Here is a 16608-nt window from a genome sequence, read left to right on the forward strand (position 1 = left end):
TGAGCGTGCGGGCGAAGCTGGTCGACGCCGGGTACGCGGCGGGGTGGCGGTTGGTGCGGACGCTGCCCGAGCCGGTGGCCCGGCGGCTGTTCCTGGCCGGCGCCGAGCTCGCGGCGCGCCGGCCCGGCGCCGGGGTCCGCCAACTCCGCCGCAACCTCGCCAGGGTCGTGCCGACCGCCACTGCCGCCGAGCTGGACGATCTCGTCCTGCGGGGGCTCCGGTCCTACGCCCGGTACTGGTGCGAGGCGTTCCGCCTGCCATCGACGGACCACCGCGCGCTCTACCGCGAGGTCGACCCGTCCGTCCGGGGCAAGGAGAACCTGGACGCCGCGCTGGCGGCCGGGCGGGGCGCGATCGTGGTGCTGCCGCACTCGGGGAACTGGGACGCGGCGGGGGTCTGGCTCGTCGGGCACTCCGGCCCGTTCACGACGGTCGTGGAGCGGCTGCGCCCGGAGGCGCTCTACCGGCGGTTCGTCGCCTACCGGGAGTCGCTGGGCTTCGAGATCCTGCCGTCCTCCGGTGGACCGGTGCCCCCGGCCATGACATTGGCCCGGCGGTTGCGGCGCAACCAGGTGGTGTGCCTGGTCGCCGACCGCGACCTGTCCGCCACCGGGGTCGAGGTGACGTTCTTCGGCGAGCGCACCAGGATGCCGGCCGGACCCGCGCACCTGGCGGCCAGAACCGGCGCGGCGCTGCTCCCGGCGCGGTCGCTGTTCGCGGGGGAGCGCGGGTACGACATCGAGATCCACCCGCCGGTGGCGGTGCCCGGCAGGGACAGGGCGGCGGTGGCCGAGGCGACCCAGGCGGTGGCCGACGTCTTCGCCGCCGACATCGCCCGTCGTCCCGAGGACTGGCACATGCTGCAGCGGCTGTGGCTGGCAGATCTGCCGCCGGCCAGGGGGAGGGCGTCGGCCGAGCGGTCCGAGGCGGCGCGATGAGGATCGGCGTCGTCTGCCCGTACTCGTTCGACGTCCCCGGCGGGGTGCAGGCCCACGTCGTGGACCTGGCGCGGGCGTTGCGGGGGCTCGGGCACGAGGTCAACGTGCTCGCCCCCGCCGACGAGGACACGCCGCTGCCCGACTTCGTCACCTCGGCCGGCAGGGCGGTGGGCATCCCGTACAACGGCTCGGTGGCCCGGCTGGCCTTCGGCCCGGTGTCCTACGCGCGGGTGCGGCGGTGGATCCGCGAGCACGAGTTCGACGTGCTGCACCTGCACGAGCCCACGGCGCCGAGCCTGGCCATGCTGGCCCTGATGGCCGCCGACGGCCCGATCGTGGCCACCTTCCACACCTCCACGCCCCGGTCCAGGGCGTTGTCGGCGTTCCAGGGCGTGCTGCGGCCGTTCCTGGAGAAGATCACCGCGCGGATCGCGGTGTCCGCGCTGGCCAGGCGGGTGCAGGTGGAGCACCTGGGCGGGGACGCCGTGGAGATCGCCAACGGGGTCGACGTGGGCTTCTTCGACCGCGCCGAGCCGTTGGAGGGCTATCCCCGCGAGGGCGGGACGGTCGGGTTCGTCGGGCGGTTCACCGAGCCCCGCAAGGGGATGCCGGTGCTGCTGGAGGCGATGCGCCTGCTCGTCGACGAGCTGCCGGACCCGCGGCTGCTGGTGGTCGGCAGGGGCGACGCGGACGACCTGCGGCGGGCCGCCGGCCCCCGGCTCGCCGAGCGGCTGGTCCTGCTCGGGCAGGTGGACGACGAGACGAAGGCCCGCGCGCTGCGCAGCGTCGACGTCTACTGCGCGCCGAACACCGGCGGGGAGAGCTTCGGGATCATCCTGGCCGAGGCGATGGCCGCCGGCGCGCCGGTCGTGGCCAGCGACCTCGACTCGTTCCGCCGGGTGCTCGACGACGGCCGCGCCGGGGTGCTGGTGCCGGTCGAGGAGCCGGAGCCGCTCGCGGCGGCGTTGCGCGGGCTGCTCGGCGACCCGGTCCGCCGCGCCGAGCTGTCCTCGGCGGCCCGCCACCGGGTCGCCGCCTTCGACTGGTCGGTGGTGGCGGCGCAGGTGCTGCGGGTCTACGAGACGGCCGTCGCGGCCGACCCGCGCCGGGTGCACGAGGCGGGGGAGGGGCCGGCGGCGTGCCAGTCGTGATCACTCTCCTGGCGACGCTGCTCCTGCTGGTCGCCGTGGTCGGCCTGTGGTCGCTGCTGACGGCGAACCGGCTGGACCGGCTGCACGTGCGGACCGACGCCGCGTGGGCCGCCCTCGACGCGGCGCTGGCCCGGCGGGCGGTGGTCGTGCGGGCGGTGACCGCGACCGCCGGGGTGGACGCGGAGGTCGGGCGGGGGCTGCGGGCGGCGGCCTACGACGCGGAGCGGGCGCGGCGGCCCGACCGCGAGGCGGCCGAGAACGCGTTGGGCCGGCTGCTGGCCGACCTCGACCGGTCGGTGCTGCCCCCGGCCCTGGCGGCGGAGCTGGCCGACGCCGAGGAACGCGTGGTGCTGGCCCGCCGGGTGCACAACGACGCCGTCCGCGACACGTTGGCGCTGCGGCGCCGGCGTCGGGTCCGCTGGCTGCGGCTGGCCGGCACGGCGCCGCGCCCGGAGTACTTCGAGATCGCCGAGCCGGTGGCGCTCGGCGAGGAGGCGGCGGCGCCGGTGTTCCGCCCGGCCGCGCGGGTGGTGCTCGTGGATGGCAGGGACCGGGTGTTGTTGTTCCACGGCCACGACCCGGCCTGCCCGCAGGAGATGTTCTGGTTCACCGTGGGCGGCGGGGTCGACGCGGGGGAGGAACTGCGCGCGGCCGCCCTGCGCGAGCTGTGGGAGGAGACCGGGCTGCGCGTGCCGGCCGACGAGCTGGTCGGCCCGGTGTGGCGGCGGCGCGTGATGTTCAGCTGGGACGGTCAGGCCTACGACGGCGAGGAGTGGTTCTTCCTCGCACGGCTGTCCGATGTGGACGTTCCGGTCGACACCTCGGGGTTCGAGGAGGTCGAGACGCGGACGATCCGCCGGCACCGGTGGTGGACGGCGGAGGAGCTGCGGGAGACCGCGGACACCGTCTACCCGCTCCAGCTCGCCGAGGTGTTGCCGGGGCTGCTGGACTCCGAGTGGGACGGCAGGACCCGGTCCGTCCGGTGAGGTCGGCGCCGCCGATCCCCCTGCGGCGCCCGCCGATCCCCTTGCCGCGCGCGGTTTCGCCGGGTTCCCTGCCGGGTGAGCGCCATGCCGCGTCGGTCCGGCGCGGACCGCTGGCATGATGTTGCGCCATGAGCGACGGACAATGGCCGGTCTCCGACGAGTGGGAGATGCTCGGTGTCCACTGGCACGGCCATGTCGAGGAAGTGCCGATGGCGGTGGCCAAGACCCGCAAGGAGCGGTTGGTCGCGCTGCCCGACGAGGTGCTCCTGACGCCGCAGGAGGTCGCCGCGTGGTTGGCCGGGGCGGTCAAGGCCGCCGCCGGTCTGCCGGAGGACGCCAACTTCGGCGACTCGGTGTCGGTGTGGGTCTCGCTCGCCTCGCAGGGGGAGTCGATCGTCACCGGTGTGCGCCAGCAGTGCACCGTCGCCGCCGACGCGGTCACCGACACCGAGTGCGACTGCCAGTCGGAGCACGAGAAGCCGGCCGTCGCCCGGCTCGGTCGGCGGCGCAGGAGCTGATCCGGCGGTCCGTCGCCGGGTGTCGCGGTGCCCGTGCGGCACGGGGGCGTGCGCGTTCCCCGTGCCGCACGGGCACGCTCGTCACTTGCGCTCGTTCTTCTCGACCTTGGCGGCCAACGACTCCGGCAGCGGCTCGTGCCGGGCGAACCGGCGGGTGAACGTCGCCGTGCCCGAGGTCATCGAGCGCAGCTCCACCGCGTACCGCACCAGCTCCGTCGCCGGCACCTCCGCCCTGATCAGGGTGCGGCCCGGCCCGCCGCCCTCGGTGCCGAGCACGCGGCCGCGCCGGCCGGACAGGTCGCCGAGGATCGTGCCCATGTGGTCGTCCGGCACGAGCACCGCCACCTCGTCGACCGGTTCCAGCAACGTCAGGCGCGCGTTGGTGGCGGCGTCCTTCAGCGCCAGCGAGCCGGCGGTCTGGAACGCCGCGTCCGAGGAGTCCACGCTGTGCGCCTTGCCGTCCACCAGCGTCACCCGGATGTCGATGACGGGGTGGCCGGCGAGCAGGCCGCGGGCCATCTGCGCCCGCACCCCCTTCTCCACGCTGGGGATGAACTGGTTGGGGATCGCCCCACCCACGATCCTGACCACGAACTCCAGGCCGGACCCCCTGGGCAGCGGCTCCACCTGGATGTCGCAGACGGCGTACTGGCCGTGGCCGCCGGACTGCTTGACGTGCCGGCCGTGGCCCTTGGCGGGGCCGGCGAAGGTCTCCCGAAGCGACACCCGCACCGGCTCGGTGTCCACCTCGGCCCCGCCGGCCCGCAGTCGTTGCAGCACGACGTCGGCGTGGGCCTCGCCCATGCACCACAGCACGAGCTGGTGGGTCTCGGCGTTGCGCTCCAGCCGCAGCGTCGGGTCGCCGGCGACGAGTCGGGAGAGGTTGCGGGCGAGGTTGTCCTCGTCGCTGCGGCTGCGCGCGACCACGGCCACCGGCAGCAGCGGCTCCGGCATGTCCCACGGCCGCACCACGAGCGGTTCGCCCGGCGCGGACAGGGTGTCGCCCGTCTCGGCGGTGCCGAGTTTCGTCAGGGCGCACAGGTCGCCGGCCACGCAGTACGGGACCTCGCGCAGGTTGGCGCCCAGCGGGGAGTAGACGTGCGCGACGCGTTCGTCGGCGTCGTGGTCGGAGTGGCCGCGGTCGGTGAGGCCGTGCCCGGAGACGTGCACGGACCGCTCGGGGCGCAGCGTCCCGGAGAACACCCTGACCAGCGAGACCCGGCCGACGTAGGCGTCGACGGCGGTGCGCACGACCTCGGCGACCAGCGGCCCGGAGGGATCGGGGGACAGGCGCTGCCGGGGGATGCCGTCGGGCGAGCTGACCTCGGGCAGCCCGTGCTCCAGCGGTGAGGGGAAGCCCCTGGTGAGCACCTCCAGCAGTTCGGAGACGCCGACGCCGGTGGTCGAGCACACCGGGAGCGCCGGGTGGAACGAGCCGCGGGCCACCGCGGTCTCCAGGTCCCGCAGCAGCGTGTCCTGGTCGATCTCCTCGCCGGCCAGGTAGCGGTCCATGAGGGTCTCGTCCTCGCTCTCGGCGATGATCCCCTCGATCAGGGCGTCGCGGTGCTCGGCGATCAGCGCGCCGAGTTCCGGGTCGGGGTCCTTCACCAGCGGCGGGAAGCCGCCCGAGTAGTCGAACACCCGCCGGGTGATCAACCCGACGACCCGGGTCGTCCCGTCGCCGGGCACCGGCAGGTACAGCGGCAGCACGCCGGCGCCGAACGCGCTCTGGCACGCGGCGAGGCCGGCGTCGAAGTCCGCGCGGTGGTGGTCCAGCCGGCTGATGACGACCGCGCGGGGCATCCCGACCGCGGCGCACTCCTCCCACAGCGCGACCGTGGCCGCGTCCACGCCCTCCGAGCCGGCCACCACGAACAGGGCGGCGTCGGCGGCGCGGAGCCCGGCCCGCAACTCGCCGACGAAGTCGGCGTAGCCAGGGGTGTCGATGAGGTTGACCTTGACGTCGTCGTGCACCAGGGGCGCCACCGCGAGCCCGACCGAGCGCTGCTGGCGCACCGCGGCCGGGTCCTGGTCGCAGACGGTGGTCCCCTCGGTCACCGAGCCCGCCCTGGTGATCACCCCGGCCGCGGCGAGCAACGTCTCGGTGAGGGTGGTCTTGCCCGAGCCGGACGGGCCCACCAGCACCACGTTGCGCACCTTGGCCGGGTCGGCTACAGCGACCGACGCTCCGGCATGACCGATCTCCGCGTGCTTGGCTCCCATCGGGCACCACCTCCACGAAGGCGTTGTTCACGGGGTGTTCATGTGGTCGATCTCACACCGTCGTCCCCCCGTCGACAACCCCGGGGCGCCCGACCCCATCCGGGAGGACGAACGAAACCGCCCCGGCGCCCGCCGTCCGGGCCCGCCGGCCGGCCAGCGTGGCCGGCGGTCGGCGGAGCGCGGTGCGGCCCGCTGGCGGCCCGTCGGCGGCCCGGCGCCTGGTCCGGCCGCGGAGCCCGGGTGATTGGACTGTTGAAATCAGGGCGCAATGGCCTGCCCGGCTGGTCCACGTGGCACGTAGGATGACGGCGATCCCGCCGTCCGCCGACGGCGTTCCCCCTGTCCAACCGCTGTGGAAAGGGTCCGAGGTGACCGACACCGAGACCGCCGGCAACGCGCAGAACGACCTCACGCAGGCGACCGGCACCGCCAGGGTGAAGCGCGGCATGGCCGAGATGCTCAAGGGCGGTGTGATCATGGACGTGGTCACGCCGGAGCAGGCGAAGATCGCCGAGGACGCCGGCGCGGTCGCGGTGATGGCGCTGGAGCGCGTGCCCGCGGACATCCGCTCCCAGGGCGGCGTGGCCAGGATGAGCGACCCGGACCTGATCGACGGCATCATCGAGGCCGTCTCGATCCCGGTGATGGCCAAGGCCCGCATCGGCCACTTCGTCGAGGCGCAGGTGCTGCAGTCGCTCGGCGTGGACTACATCGACGAGTCCGAGGTGCTGACCCCGGCCGACTACGCCAACCACATCGACAAGTGGCAGTTCACGGTGCCCTTCGTCTGCGGCGCGACCAACCTGGGCGAGGCGCTGCGCCGGATCACCGAGGGCGCGGCGATGATCCGCTCCAAGGGTGAGGCCGGCACCGGTGACGTCTCGAACGCCACCACCCACATGCGCAAGATCCGCGGGGAGATCCGCCGCCTCCAGTCGATGGCCGAGGACGAGCTCTTCGTGGCCGCCAAGGAGATGCAGGCGCCGTACGACCTGGTCCGCGAGGTGGCCCGCGAGGGCAAGCTGCCGGTCGTGCTGTTCACCGCCGGCGGCATCGCCACCCCGGCCGACGCCGCGATGATGATGCAGCTCGGCGCCGAGGGCGTGTTCGTCGGCTCGGGCATCTTCAAGTCCGGCGACCCGGCGAAGCGGGCCGAGGCGATCGTGAAGGCCACCACCTTCTTCGACGACCCGGACGTGATCGCCAAGGTCTCCCGCGGCCTGGGCGAGGCCATGGTGGGCATCAACGTGGACGAGATCCCGGAGCCGCACCGGCTGGCCGAGCGCGGCTGGTGAGCCGGGGCGGCGTCCGCCGCCCGCGTGTCTGAAGTGGCGAGGGCCCCGGTCGAGATGACCGGGGCCCTCGCTCGTTCCGGGGCGGGCCGGCCGTCCGGGCCCCCGACGCGCGCTCCCCGACAGCGCCCGCCGGGGCGTGGCGGTCGCGCCTAGACGTGCTCCATGACCAGGACGTAGGACGTGCCCGGTTCGAGGGCCTGGTAGATGTGCGGGACGTCGCCGGAGAACGAGGCGTAGTCGCCGGGGGCGAGCTCGACCGGGCCGTCGACCGGGCCGGTGCGGAGGCGGCCGGCGCTGACGACGACGTGCTCCACGGTGCCGGGGATGTGCGGGTCGGCCCTGCGGGGCTGGTCCGGTTCGACGTTGATGAGGTAGATGTCGCGGCGGGCTCCCGGCGGGCAGGACGAGAGCAGCGTCGCGACGTAGTGGGTCTGCTCCGAGCGGAACTTCGCGCCCTCCCCGGCGCGGATCACCTGGATCCGGGGCGTCGGCGGGTCGACGAGCCGGCTGAACGGGACGCCCAGCGCGACGCCGAGCGCCCAGAGCGTCTCCACGCTGGGGTTCCCGCTGCCCGACTCCAGCTGGGACAGCGTCGACTTGGCGATGCCCGCGCGTTTGGCGACCTCGCTCTGGGACAGGCCGACGCGGTCCCGTTCCCGGCGCAGGGCGGTCGCGATGACGTCCAGGGGCGCTCCGCGGCGCTCCTCGTCCAGCTCCATCCGTTCGCTCCAGCGGTCGCATCGTTCGTCTTGACGAACAGGGGTGTGCGCGTTCAGCATACGGAGTGATGTGTTCGATAAAAGAGTCAGTGCGTTCGGCCTGGCGAACCCTGGACCGTGAGCTGCTGCGCGACGTCCTCGCGGTGGCGACCGCGGTGGCGTTGGTCGGCGTGTCCTTCGGCGCGATCGCGGTCGCCTCGGGCCTGTCGCCATGGCTCGCGATCACCATGTGCCTCCTGGTGTTCGCCGGCGGGTCGCAGTTCATGGCGGTCGGGGTCGTGGCCGCCGGCGGCGGCGTGGTGGCGGCGGTGGTGGCGGGTCTCCTGCTCAACGCCCGCTTCCTGCCGTTCGGCCTGGCGACCGGGGACGTGCTGGGCCGCTCCCTGCTCGCGCGGCTGGTCGGCAGCCACCTGCTCATCGACGAGACGGTCGCCTTCGCGCTCGCCCAGCGCGACCCCGCCCGGCGTCGCGCCGTCTACTGGGTCGCCGGGACCGTCCTCTTCGTGACCTGGCACGTGGGCGTGGTGTTCGGCGTGCTGGCCGGGCAGGTGATCGGCGACCCGAACGCCTTCGGCGTGGACGCCGCCTTCCCCGCCGGGCTGCTGGCGCTGCTCCTGCCCTCGCTGCGGGAGCGCGCGGTGCTGGGGGTGGCGCTGCTCGGCGCGGTGATCGCGCTGGTCGCGACGCCGTTCCTCCCGGCGGGCATCCCCGTGCTGCTCGCGTTGCTCGCCGTGCTGGCGGCGGTGCCGGCGACCCGGACCGCCGGGCGCACGGGCGATGGGCGCACGGATGGCGGGCGAGCGGACGCCGGGCGAACAGGTGCCGGGCGAGCGGACGGCGGGGCCGGGCCGACGGCCGCGGCCGAGGCGGGGGAGGCCCGATGACGATCACGGCGGTGCTGGTGCTGGCCGTGGGCACCTACGCGATGCGGCTCGGCGGGGTGTTGTTGCGCGAGCGGGTCGAGATGCCCGAACGGGTGGAGAAGCTGGTGTCCATCGCCGCGACGGTGTTGCTCGCCGCGCTCGTCGCGACCGCGACGCTGACCGTCGACGGCGGCTTCGCCGGCTGGGCGAGGCCCACCGGGGTCGCGGTCGGCGCGCTCGCGGCGTGGCGCCGGCTGCCCTTCGTCGCGGTCGTGGTGCTCGCCGCGGCGACGACGGCGCTCCTGCGGTGGCTCGGAGTTCCGTGAGCGCTCCTCGCGCGATTCGTTGCGCGCTCCGATAACGTTGTTCGGCCCGACTCCGCACTGGGGACCATTTCGTTCAGGGCCCGGAGGGAGTCGCTGTGACGGATTTCTCCACCCCCTCGCGGCGTGTGGCCGACATTACGTCACTCTCCCCGGTCCCCCGTTTGGACGGTTAACGGTCACTATCGTTCACTGGTCGGGGTTTGGCCGGCCTCCGGCCGCGTAGGAAGACGGGAGGGCCCGCGGCGTGGAGTCGTCGGAGCTGAACAGCGCTGCCCGGGGGAAGGACCCCGTGTCGGGTGACGAGGGTTATGCGAAATCGCTGACCAACCGCCAGATCCAGATGATCGCCATTGGCGGCGCGATCGGTGTCGGCCTGTTCCTGGGCGTCGGCGGCCGACTGCAGTTCGCCGGTCCTGGTCTGATGCTCTCGTACGCGATCAGCGGAATCGCCGCGTTCTTCGTGATGCGCGCGCTGGGCGAGTTGGTCATGCACCGGCCGACCGCCGGCAGCTTCGTCGAGTACGCCAGGGAGTTCGTCGGTCCGTGGGCCGGCTACGCGAGTGGCTGGATGTTCTGGGTGAACTGGGCGATGACCGGGATCGCCGAGATCACCGCCGCCGCGCTGTACGTCGAGCGCTGGCTGCCGGACGTGCCGCAGTGGATCACGGCGCTGGTCGCGCTCGCCGTGCTGCTGTCGGTCAACCTGCTGTCGGTGAAGCTGTTCGGCGAGATGGAGTTCTGGTTCGCGCTGGTCAAGGCGCTGGCCATCATCGCGTTCCTGTTCGTCGGCCTGGCGCTGGTGCTGACCTCCTCCGAGGTCGGCGACACCGGCCACCGCGCCGGCCTGCACAACCTGACCGACCACGGCGGCTTCTTCCCGCAGGGCTTCCCCGCCGTCCTGATGGTGCTGCAGGGCGTGGTCTTCGCGTTCGCCGCGATCGAGATGGTCGGAATCGCGGCCGGCGAAACGGACAATCCGCGCAAGGTCGTTCCCAAGGCGATCAACAGCGTGGTGTGGCGGATCGCCTTCTTCTACATCGGCTCCGTGCTGTTGTTGACCTTGGTGCTGCCGTGGACCGTCTACCGGAGCGACGAGAGCCCGTTCGTGACGGTGTTCTCCGCGATCGGCCTGCCGGCGGCCGGCGACGTGATGAACGCGGTGGTGCTCACCGCGGCGCTGTCCTCCTGCAACTCCGGCCTGTATTCGACGGGCCGCATTCTGCGGTCGCTCGCGAACCGGGGTGAGGCTCCCGCGTTCACCGCGCGGATGAGCAGTCGGCACGTGCCCTACGGCGGAATCCTGTTCACCGCGGTGATCTACCTGTTCGGCGTGTTCCTGAACTACTGGGTGCCCAAGGACGCGTTCGACATCGCGGTCAATGTCGCCTCGCTCGGTGTGATCACGACCTGGATGACGTTGCTCTACTCCCAGATCAGGTTCCGGAGGAAGGCGCGGCGCGGCGAGGTGGCGGTTCCGGCGTTCCGGATGCCGGGCGCGCCGGTCACCGGGTGGCTGACCCTGGCGTTCCTGGTCGGGGTGCTGGTGCTGATGGTGTTCTCCGACGACTGGAAGCAGCAGGTGTCGGTCGCGATCGCGCCGGTGCTCGCGGTGGTGCTCGGTGGGGGCTGGTGGATCATCTCCCGGCGTCGGGCCCGGGCCGGCGTGGCCGGCGCCACGCCGCCCGCCGGTCCGGCGGCCACGGAGAGCTGACAACACACCGTCACACGTTCGAGGGGGTCGGTCCGGGGTTCCCGGGCCGGCCCCGCGTCGTCCTCCCGGTTCGCCCGGTTGGCTCAGCGCGCCATGTCACCTGGTCAGCGGGGGTTCGCCGGGGGTGGTCCACCGAAGGTGGAGCCGGGTGCCCCGGTCAGGGGAAACCCGATCTTCCGCAACGGAAAGTGACGAGTTCGGTGGCGATCACTACTCCGTTCGCGTAAGTGTGATCCCTGTTACGTCCCGGCCGCAGAGTCTCTGACAGGAGGGTTAACGATGGCTATCGTCCCCCGTTCGAGGGTGGCTGGGTAGCGGGAGACCCGGCCCCACGAGGACAGGAGGGCTCGCAGCGTGGATTCGCTGGAGCTGAAGACCTCGCCCGGCAACGGCGCCGGTGGGTCGAACACAGAGGACGAGGGGTACGCCAAGTCCCTCAGCAACCGCCAGGTCCAGATGATCGCGATCGGCGGCGCGATCGGCGTCGGCCTGTTCCTCGGCGCGGGAGGCCGACTGAACAGCGCCGGGCCGGCACTCGTGCTGTCCTACGCCATGTGCGGCATCGCGGCGTTCTTCGTGATGCGCGCCCTCGGCGAGCTGGTGCTGCACCGGCCGACCGCGGGCAGCTTCGTGGAGTACGCCCGGGAGTTCGTCGGGCCGTGGGCCGGCTACGCCAGCGGCTGGATGTACTGGGTGAACTGGGCGATGACCGGCATCGCCGAGATCACCGCGGCGGCCATCTACGTGCACAAGTGGCTGCCGGACGTGCCGCAGTGGATCACGGCGCTGGTCGCGCTCGCCGTGCTGCTGGCGATCAACCTGCTCTCCGTCAAGCTGTTCGGCGAGCTGGAGTTCTGGTTCTCCGTCATCAAGGTGCTCGCGATCGTCGTCTTCCTGTTCGTCGGCGTCGCGCTGGTGGTCACCAGCTCCGGCGTCGGCACCACGGGCAACGCCGGCGTGCACAACCTGACCGACCACGGCGGGTTCCTGCCCAACGGCTTCCCCGTCGTGCTGATGGCGCTGCAGGGCGTGATCTTCGCCTACTCGGCGATCGAGCTCGTGGGCATCGCGGCCGGCGAGACCGAGAACCCGAGGAAGGTCCTGCCCAAGGCCATCAACGGCGTGATCTGGCGGATCGGCATCTTCTACATCGGCTCCGTGCTGCTGCTGGCGATGGTCCTGCCGTGGACCCTCTACAACGGCGACCAGAGCCCGTTCGTCACGGTGTTCTCCGCCCTGGGCGTGCCGGGCGCCGGCGACGTGATGAACGCGGTGGTGCTCACCGCGGCGCTGTCCTCCTGCAACTCCGGCCTGTATTCGACGGGCCGCATTCTGCGGTCGCTCGCGAACAAGGGCGAGTCCCCGGCCTTCACCGGCAGGATGAGCAGTCGGCACGTGCCCTACGGCGGAATCCTGTTCACCGCGGTGATCTACCTGTTCGGCGTGTTCCTGAACTACTGGGTGCCCAAGGACGCGTTCGACATCGCCGTGAACGTCGCGTCGCTGGGCGTGGTCACCACGTGGATCACGCTCCTGTACTGCCAGATCCAGCTGCGGAAGCGGGCGAAGCGGGGTGAGCTGGAGCGACCGTCGTTCCGGATGCCCGGCTCGCCGTACACGAACTGGGCCGCGATCGGCTTCCTGGTCCTGTGCCTGGCGCTGATGGTCCTGTCCGACGACTGGAAGCAGCAGTTGTCGATCGCCCTGGCCCCGGCGCTGGCCGTCGTGCTGGCCGTGGGCTGGAAGATCATCCAGGGTCGGCGGCGGAACCGGGAGGGCGTCGAGGCCTGACGCGCCGCGGGCGTCGCGGGGTCGGGTCGGGCGGGAGCCCGACCCGACCCCGTCGCCGTTCTCTACCCTTGACCGGGAACGTCCCGTCGCCAGAACCGGAGGCTGCCACCGTGTCCCCTGCCCAGCCCGTCGTCGGCGTGCTCGCCCTGCAGGGCGACGTCCGGGAGCACCTGCTCGCCCTCGCCGAGGTCGGCGTGCTCGCGCGTCCCGTGCGCCGGCCCGAGGAGCTGGCCGAGGTGCACGGCCTGGTCCTGCCCGGCGGCGAGTCGACCACCATGAGCCGCCTGCTGGAGACCTTCGAGCTGCTGGAGCCGCTGCGGGCCCGGCTCGCCGACGGCATGCCCGCCTACGGCTCGTGCGCCGGCATGGTCCTGCTGGCCACCAAGGCCCTCGACGGCCGGCCCGACCAGCACCAGCTGGAGGCGATCGACATGGTGGTGCGCCGCAACGCCTTCGGCCGGCAGGTCGACTCGTTCGAGGCCGACCTGGACTTCACCGGCCTGCCCGGCGGGCCGCTGCCGGCCGTATTCATCCGGGCGCCCTGGGTGGAGTCGGTGGGCGGCGCGGTCGAGGTGCTGGCGAGGGTGCCCGACCAGCCGGTGGCCGGAGTGGCCGCCGGTAGGATCGTCGCGGTTCGCCAGGGGCACGTGCTCGCCACCGCGTTCCACCCGGAGCTGACCGGGGACGGGCGCGTGCACCGGCTGTTCGCGGACACCGTGCGCGCGGCCTGACGCGGGCGGCGCCGACGGCGCGGGACGGGGGTCCGCCGCGCCCGGCCGGCGCCCAGGCCGGCGGGCGGGTCCGACCGGGCCCGTCGGCGCTCGGCACCGTGCGTCGGTGCCGCGCCCCGGGGACCCGGCGGTAGGGGTACCGCTGCGTGGGGCCACGCAGCGTCGATCTGGAGGCGGTCATGGGCGGGGCGAGAACGCCGCTCACGGCCGCCGCGCCCGGGTGCGGGTGCGCACGAAGCGGCGTGCGGGTGTCCCGCACGAAACAGGAGGAGAGATGAGCGGCCACTCCAAGTGGGCCACCACCAAGCACAAGAAGGCCGCCCTCGACGCCAAGCGCGGCAAGCTGTTCGCGAAGCTCATCAAGAACATCGAGGTCGCCGCGCGGACCGGCGGGGGTGACCCCGAGGCCAACCCGACGCTGTTCGACGCGGTCCAGAAGGCGCGGAAGAGCTCCGTGCCGATGGACAACATCCAGCGGGCGATCAAGCGCGGGTCCGGCGCGGAGGCGGGTGGCGCCGACTACCAGACGATCATGTACGAGGGCTACGGCCCGAGCGGTGTCGCCGTGCTCATCGAGTGCCTGACCGACAACCGCAACCGCGCGGCCGGCGAGGTCCGCACCGCGATGACCCGCAACGGCGGCAACATGGCCGACCCGGGCTCGGTGGCGTACCTGTTCACCCGCAAGGGCGTCGTGATCGTGCCGAAGAACGGCCTTGCCGAGGACGACGTGCTCGACGCGGTGCTGGACGCCGGCGCCGAAGAGGTCAACGACCTCGGGGAGAGCTTCGAGGTCGTCAGCGAGGCCGGCGACATGGTGGCCGTGCGCACCGCGCTGCAGCAGGCGGGCATCGACTACGACTCGGCGGAGGCGAACTTCCTCCCGTCGACGTCGGTGCAGCTGGACGCCGAGGGCGCGCGGAAGGTCTTCAAGCTGATCGAGGCGCTTGAGGACTGCGACGACGTGCAGAACGTCTACGCCAACATGGATGTGGCGGACGACGTGCTGGCCGAGGTCATGGGCTGAGCGACGGGCTGAGCCCCGGGCTGGCCCAGCCCGAACCCGGCGCCCCCGCGGTCACCGCCGCGGGGGCGCCGTCGCGTTTCCGGCGCCCCGTCCCGGGAGCGCGGCGGGGCCCGCCCTCGTGCCGCCGGCGCTCGCCGGCCCGGCAGAATGGTCTTGTGCGGCGCGAGGGCAATGGCCACCGGGAGCGGCTGGAGGCCGAGCTGCGGTCCAGGGTGGACGGCGAGGGCTACGCCGTGCTCGCGGTCTTCGACCCGGACGAGGAGGTCCCGCCGCTCACGTACACGCTGGGCGTCTGGCGCGGGCTCCGCGTTCCCGAGGTGATCGCCGTCGGGGTGGACCACGAGCTGGGCGCGGCGTTGGTCGAGGAGTACGTGCGGCGGTGCCGGGACGGCGAGCGGTTCGAGCCGGGGCGGTGCTACGAGGGCTTCCTGGAGGGGCTGCCCGTCACCTTCGAGTGGGTCAGCGCGGAGCACCACCGGGAGTGGCTGGGCTCGGCGAGCGTGGTCTACCCGGACGGCGGCTTCCGGATGCTCCAGCTGCTGGTGCCCGACCCCGACGGGGTCTGGCCGTGGCAGCCGGGCGCGCCGCACGAGTTGGTCCGGGGCCAGCCGGTGCTGACCGCGTCCGGCCGGCCGGAGAGCTGGGATCCGGAGGGGACGGGACCGTGACGGTCAGCGACACCAGGAGCGACGAGGAACTGCGGCGTTGGCTGCTCGACACGGCGGAGCAGTACGGCGCCGCTGTCGTTCAGGTGGACGGGGTCGAGGCCGACGGGACCGGTGACCCGGGCGCGGCGCCGTTCGCGTTCACGGTCGGCGCCTGGCGGCGGGCCGGCGTCCCGGAGGCCGTCGTCATCGGCCTGCCGCCCGAGGTGGCGCAGGCGGTGCTGAACACCTACGTCGCGCGGGCCGGCGCGGGGGAGCGTTTCCGGCCGGGCGAGTCGTACGATGGGTTCCTGGAGGGGTGCCCGGTCACCTTCGAGCGGGTGGCGGCGCAGTTCTACCCGGAGTACTTCGGGCACGCCTTCCTCGTCTATCGGACGGGCCAGTTCGCCGCCGTGCAGATCCTGGTGTCCGCGCCCGACGGCAGCTGGCCGTGGCAGGAGGACGCGCCTGGCGGGTTCGCGCGGTGGCAGCCGGTGCTGACCGACAGCGGCGCGCCGGAGAGCTGGGTCCCCGGCGTCGACGGCCCCTGAGCCGGGATCGAGAACCGGGGGCCAAGATCGAAAACCGGTGGCCCCCGGGTGCCCCGCCAGGCTGAATGGTGGGCATGGACATGAACGCCGGGACGAACCCGGCGCCGGGCGGGACCGAGTCGCTGATCGCGAGCAATCGGGCGAGCTGGGATGCCCGGGCCGGGGTGCACGAGCAGAGCGCCTTCTACGACCTGGAGGGGTTGCTGCGCGGCGAGGACCACCTCGCCGCGTTCGAGTACGCGGAGTTGGGCGACCTGACCGGCAGGGACCTGGTCCACCTGCAGTGCCACCTGGGCACCGACACGGTGTGCCTGGCCAGGGCCGGGGCCAGGGCGGTCGGGCTGGACTTCTCGGCGGAGTCGGTGGCCAGGGCCCGGCGGATCGCCGCCGAGGCCGGGGTGGACGTCGAGTACGTGCACGCGGACGTGTACGACGCCGTGTCCGCGCTGGGTGGGCGCGCGTTCGACGTCGTCCACACCGGCAAGGGCGCGTTGAACTGGCTGCCCGACCTGGACGCCTGGGCGCGGGTCGCGGCCGAGCTGCTGCGCCCTGGCGGCCTGTTGCACGTGGTCGAGCTGCACCCCCTGTTCACGGCGGCCGCCGACGAGCAGCCCGAGCTGGCGAGCCGGCTCGTGCTGGACTGGCCGGCCGTCGCCACCGGCGAGCCGAACCGGTTCGAGGCCGGCCAGACCTACACCGACGGGCCGCCGCTGCCGGGGCACACCGTGACCTACGAGTGGTCCTTCGGCATCGGGGACGTGGTGCGGGCCGTGCTCGGCGCGGGCCTGCGGCTGGTATCCCTGACCGAGCACGAGATCACGCCGTGGGCCCGGTGGGACGGGATGCGACCCGAGGGGCGGTGGTGGCGGTTGCCCGAGGGCGCGCCCCGGGTGCCCCTGTTGTTCTCGCTGCGCGCGGTCCGCGACGCCTGACGCGGGAGCTCCGGCCGGACCTGGGAGACGCCGGGCCCGACGGCGGTCGCGCGCGCCCGAGTTATCCACTGTGGACAGTCCTGAGTGGACATAGTGTGGTCGCTTCGCGTAGTGGAGCGAAGCGAGCGCGTAGCCGGTTGTTTCCGGTGAGGGTGGGGAAACACCCCCCACCCTCACCGGAAACCGGCACGCGCCCGTCCGC

At 73.1% G+C, this 16608-nt stretch carries 16 protein-coding genes; 14 read left to right on the forward strand and 2 right to left on the reverse strand.

The features are described 5' to 3' along the window. Positions 1-5: 5 nt before the first annotated feature. The 4 genes from BUE43_RS21040 (at position 6) to BUE43_RS21055 (ending at position 3593) form a co-directional block, all read left to right on the forward strand. Positions 6-938: a phosphatidylinositol mannoside acyltransferase gene (locus tag BUE43_RS21040; RefSeq protein WP_143174298.1), complete on the forward strand. Its 933-nt coding sequence runs from the start codon at positions 6-8 to the stop codon at positions 936-938. Beyond that, the gene (locus BUE43_RS21045; protein WP_073485791.1) at positions 935-2089 is read left to right on the forward strand and encodes a glycosyltransferase family 4 protein; all 1155 of its coding nucleotides are present in this window, start codon (positions 935-937) and stop codon (positions 2087-2089) included. Before BUE43_RS21040 ends, BUE43_RS21045 begins: the two co-directional genes overlap by 4 nt. Next, positions 2077-3075, forward strand: coding sequence for an NUDIX hydrolase (locus BUE43_RS21050; protein ID WP_073485793.1), 999 nt, complete (start codon positions 2077-2079; stop codon positions 3073-3075). The genes BUE43_RS21045 and BUE43_RS21050 overlap by 13 nt, the downstream gene beginning before the upstream one ends. Before the next feature lie 128 nt (positions 3076-3203). Next, positions 3204-3593 carry a hypothetical protein gene (locus BUE43_RS21055; protein WP_073485795.1) on the forward strand — a complete coding sequence of 130 codons (390 nt, stop codon included), beginning with the start codon at positions 3204-3206 and terminating at the stop codon, positions 3591-3593. Between the two features lie 81 nt (positions 3594-3674). Here the strand turns inward: BUE43_RS21055 and BUE43_RS21060 are convergent, their stop codons facing one another. Then, the gene (locus BUE43_RS21060) at positions 3675-5816 is read right to left on the reverse strand and encodes an elongation factor G-like protein EF-G2 (protein ID WP_073485797.1); all 2142 of its coding nucleotides are present in this window, start codon (positions 5814-5816) and stop codon (positions 3675-3677) included. 368 nt (positions 5817-6184) lie between these two features. Here BUE43_RS21060 and pdxS point away from each other — a divergent pair, with 368 nt between their 5' ends. Further along, positions 6185-7111: a pyridoxal 5'-phosphate synthase lyase subunit PdxS gene (gene pdxS / locus BUE43_RS21065; protein ID WP_073485799.1), complete on the forward strand. Its 927-nt coding sequence runs from the start codon at positions 6185-6187 to the stop codon at positions 7109-7111. 149 nt (positions 7112-7260) lie between these two features. Here the strand turns inward: pdxS and BUE43_RS21070 are convergent, their stop codons facing one another. Continuing rightward, positions 7261-7830, reverse strand: coding sequence for a helix-turn-helix domain-containing protein (locus BUE43_RS21070; RefSeq protein ID WP_073485801.1), 570 nt, complete (start codon positions 7828-7830; stop codon positions 7261-7263). Between the two features lie 89 nt (positions 7831-7919). Here BUE43_RS21070 and BUE43_RS21075 point away from each other — a divergent pair, with 89 nt between their 5' ends. The 9 genes from BUE43_RS21075 (at position 7920) to BUE43_RS21115 (ending at position 16406) form a co-directional block, all read left to right on the forward strand. Further along, positions 7920-8714, forward strand: a complete 795-nt coding sequence (locus BUE43_RS21075; protein ID WP_083959885.1) for an AzlC family ABC transporter permease — start codon at positions 7920-7922, stop codon at positions 8712-8714. Continuing rightward, entirely contained in the window at positions 8711-9019 is a 309-nt protein-coding gene (locus BUE43_RS21080; protein ID WP_073485805.1) for an AzlD domain-containing protein, read from the forward strand. The genes BUE43_RS21075 and BUE43_RS21080 overlap by 4 nt, the downstream gene beginning before the upstream one ends. Before the next feature lie 340 nt (positions 9020-9359). Next, positions 9360-10730: an amino acid permease gene (locus BUE43_RS21085; protein WP_083959963.1), complete on the forward strand. Its 1371-nt coding sequence runs from the start codon at positions 9360-9362 to the stop codon at positions 10728-10730. A 456-nt stretch (positions 10731-11186) separates the two neighbouring features. Next, positions 11187-12521 carry an amino acid permease gene (locus BUE43_RS21090; protein ID WP_143174299.1) on the forward strand — a complete coding sequence of 445 codons (1335 nt, stop codon included), beginning with the start codon at positions 11187-11189 and terminating at the stop codon, positions 12519-12521. 110 nt (positions 12522-12631) lie between these two features. Further along, positions 12632-13252, forward strand: a complete 621-nt coding sequence (gene pdxT, locus BUE43_RS21095; RefSeq protein ID WP_073485807.1) for a pyridoxal 5'-phosphate synthase glutaminase subunit PdxT — start codon at positions 12632-12634, stop codon at positions 13250-13252. Between the two features lie 274 nt (positions 13253-13526). After that, entirely contained in the window at positions 13527-14279 is a 753-nt protein-coding gene (locus BUE43_RS21100; RefSeq protein ID WP_073485809.1) for a YebC/PmpR family DNA-binding transcriptional regulator, read from the forward strand. Between the two features lie 155 nt (positions 14280-14434). Continuing rightward, on the forward strand, positions 14435-14947 hold the full coding sequence (locus BUE43_RS21105) for a DUF4262 domain-containing protein (RefSeq protein WP_073485811.1): 513 nt from the start codon (positions 14435-14437) through the stop codon (positions 14945-14947). After that, the gene (locus tag BUE43_RS21110; protein WP_200797609.1) at positions 14944-15474 is read left to right on the forward strand and encodes a DUF4262 domain-containing protein; all 531 of its coding nucleotides are present in this window, start codon (positions 14944-14946) and stop codon (positions 15472-15474) included. Before BUE43_RS21105 ends, BUE43_RS21110 begins: the two co-directional genes overlap by 4 nt. Positions 15475-15554: 80 nt before the next feature. Further along, positions 15555-16406 carry a class I SAM-dependent methyltransferase gene (locus BUE43_RS21115; RefSeq protein ID WP_073486187.1) on the forward strand — a complete coding sequence of 284 codons (852 nt, stop codon included), beginning with the start codon at positions 15555-15557 and terminating at the stop codon, positions 16404-16406. Positions 16407-16608: the final 202 nt, after the last annotated feature.

Source organism: Streptoalloteichus hindustanus, assembly GCF_900129375.1.
Lineage (GTDB): Bacteria > Actinomycetota > Actinomycetes > Mycobacteriales > Pseudonocardiaceae > Streptoalloteichus > Streptoalloteichus hindustanus.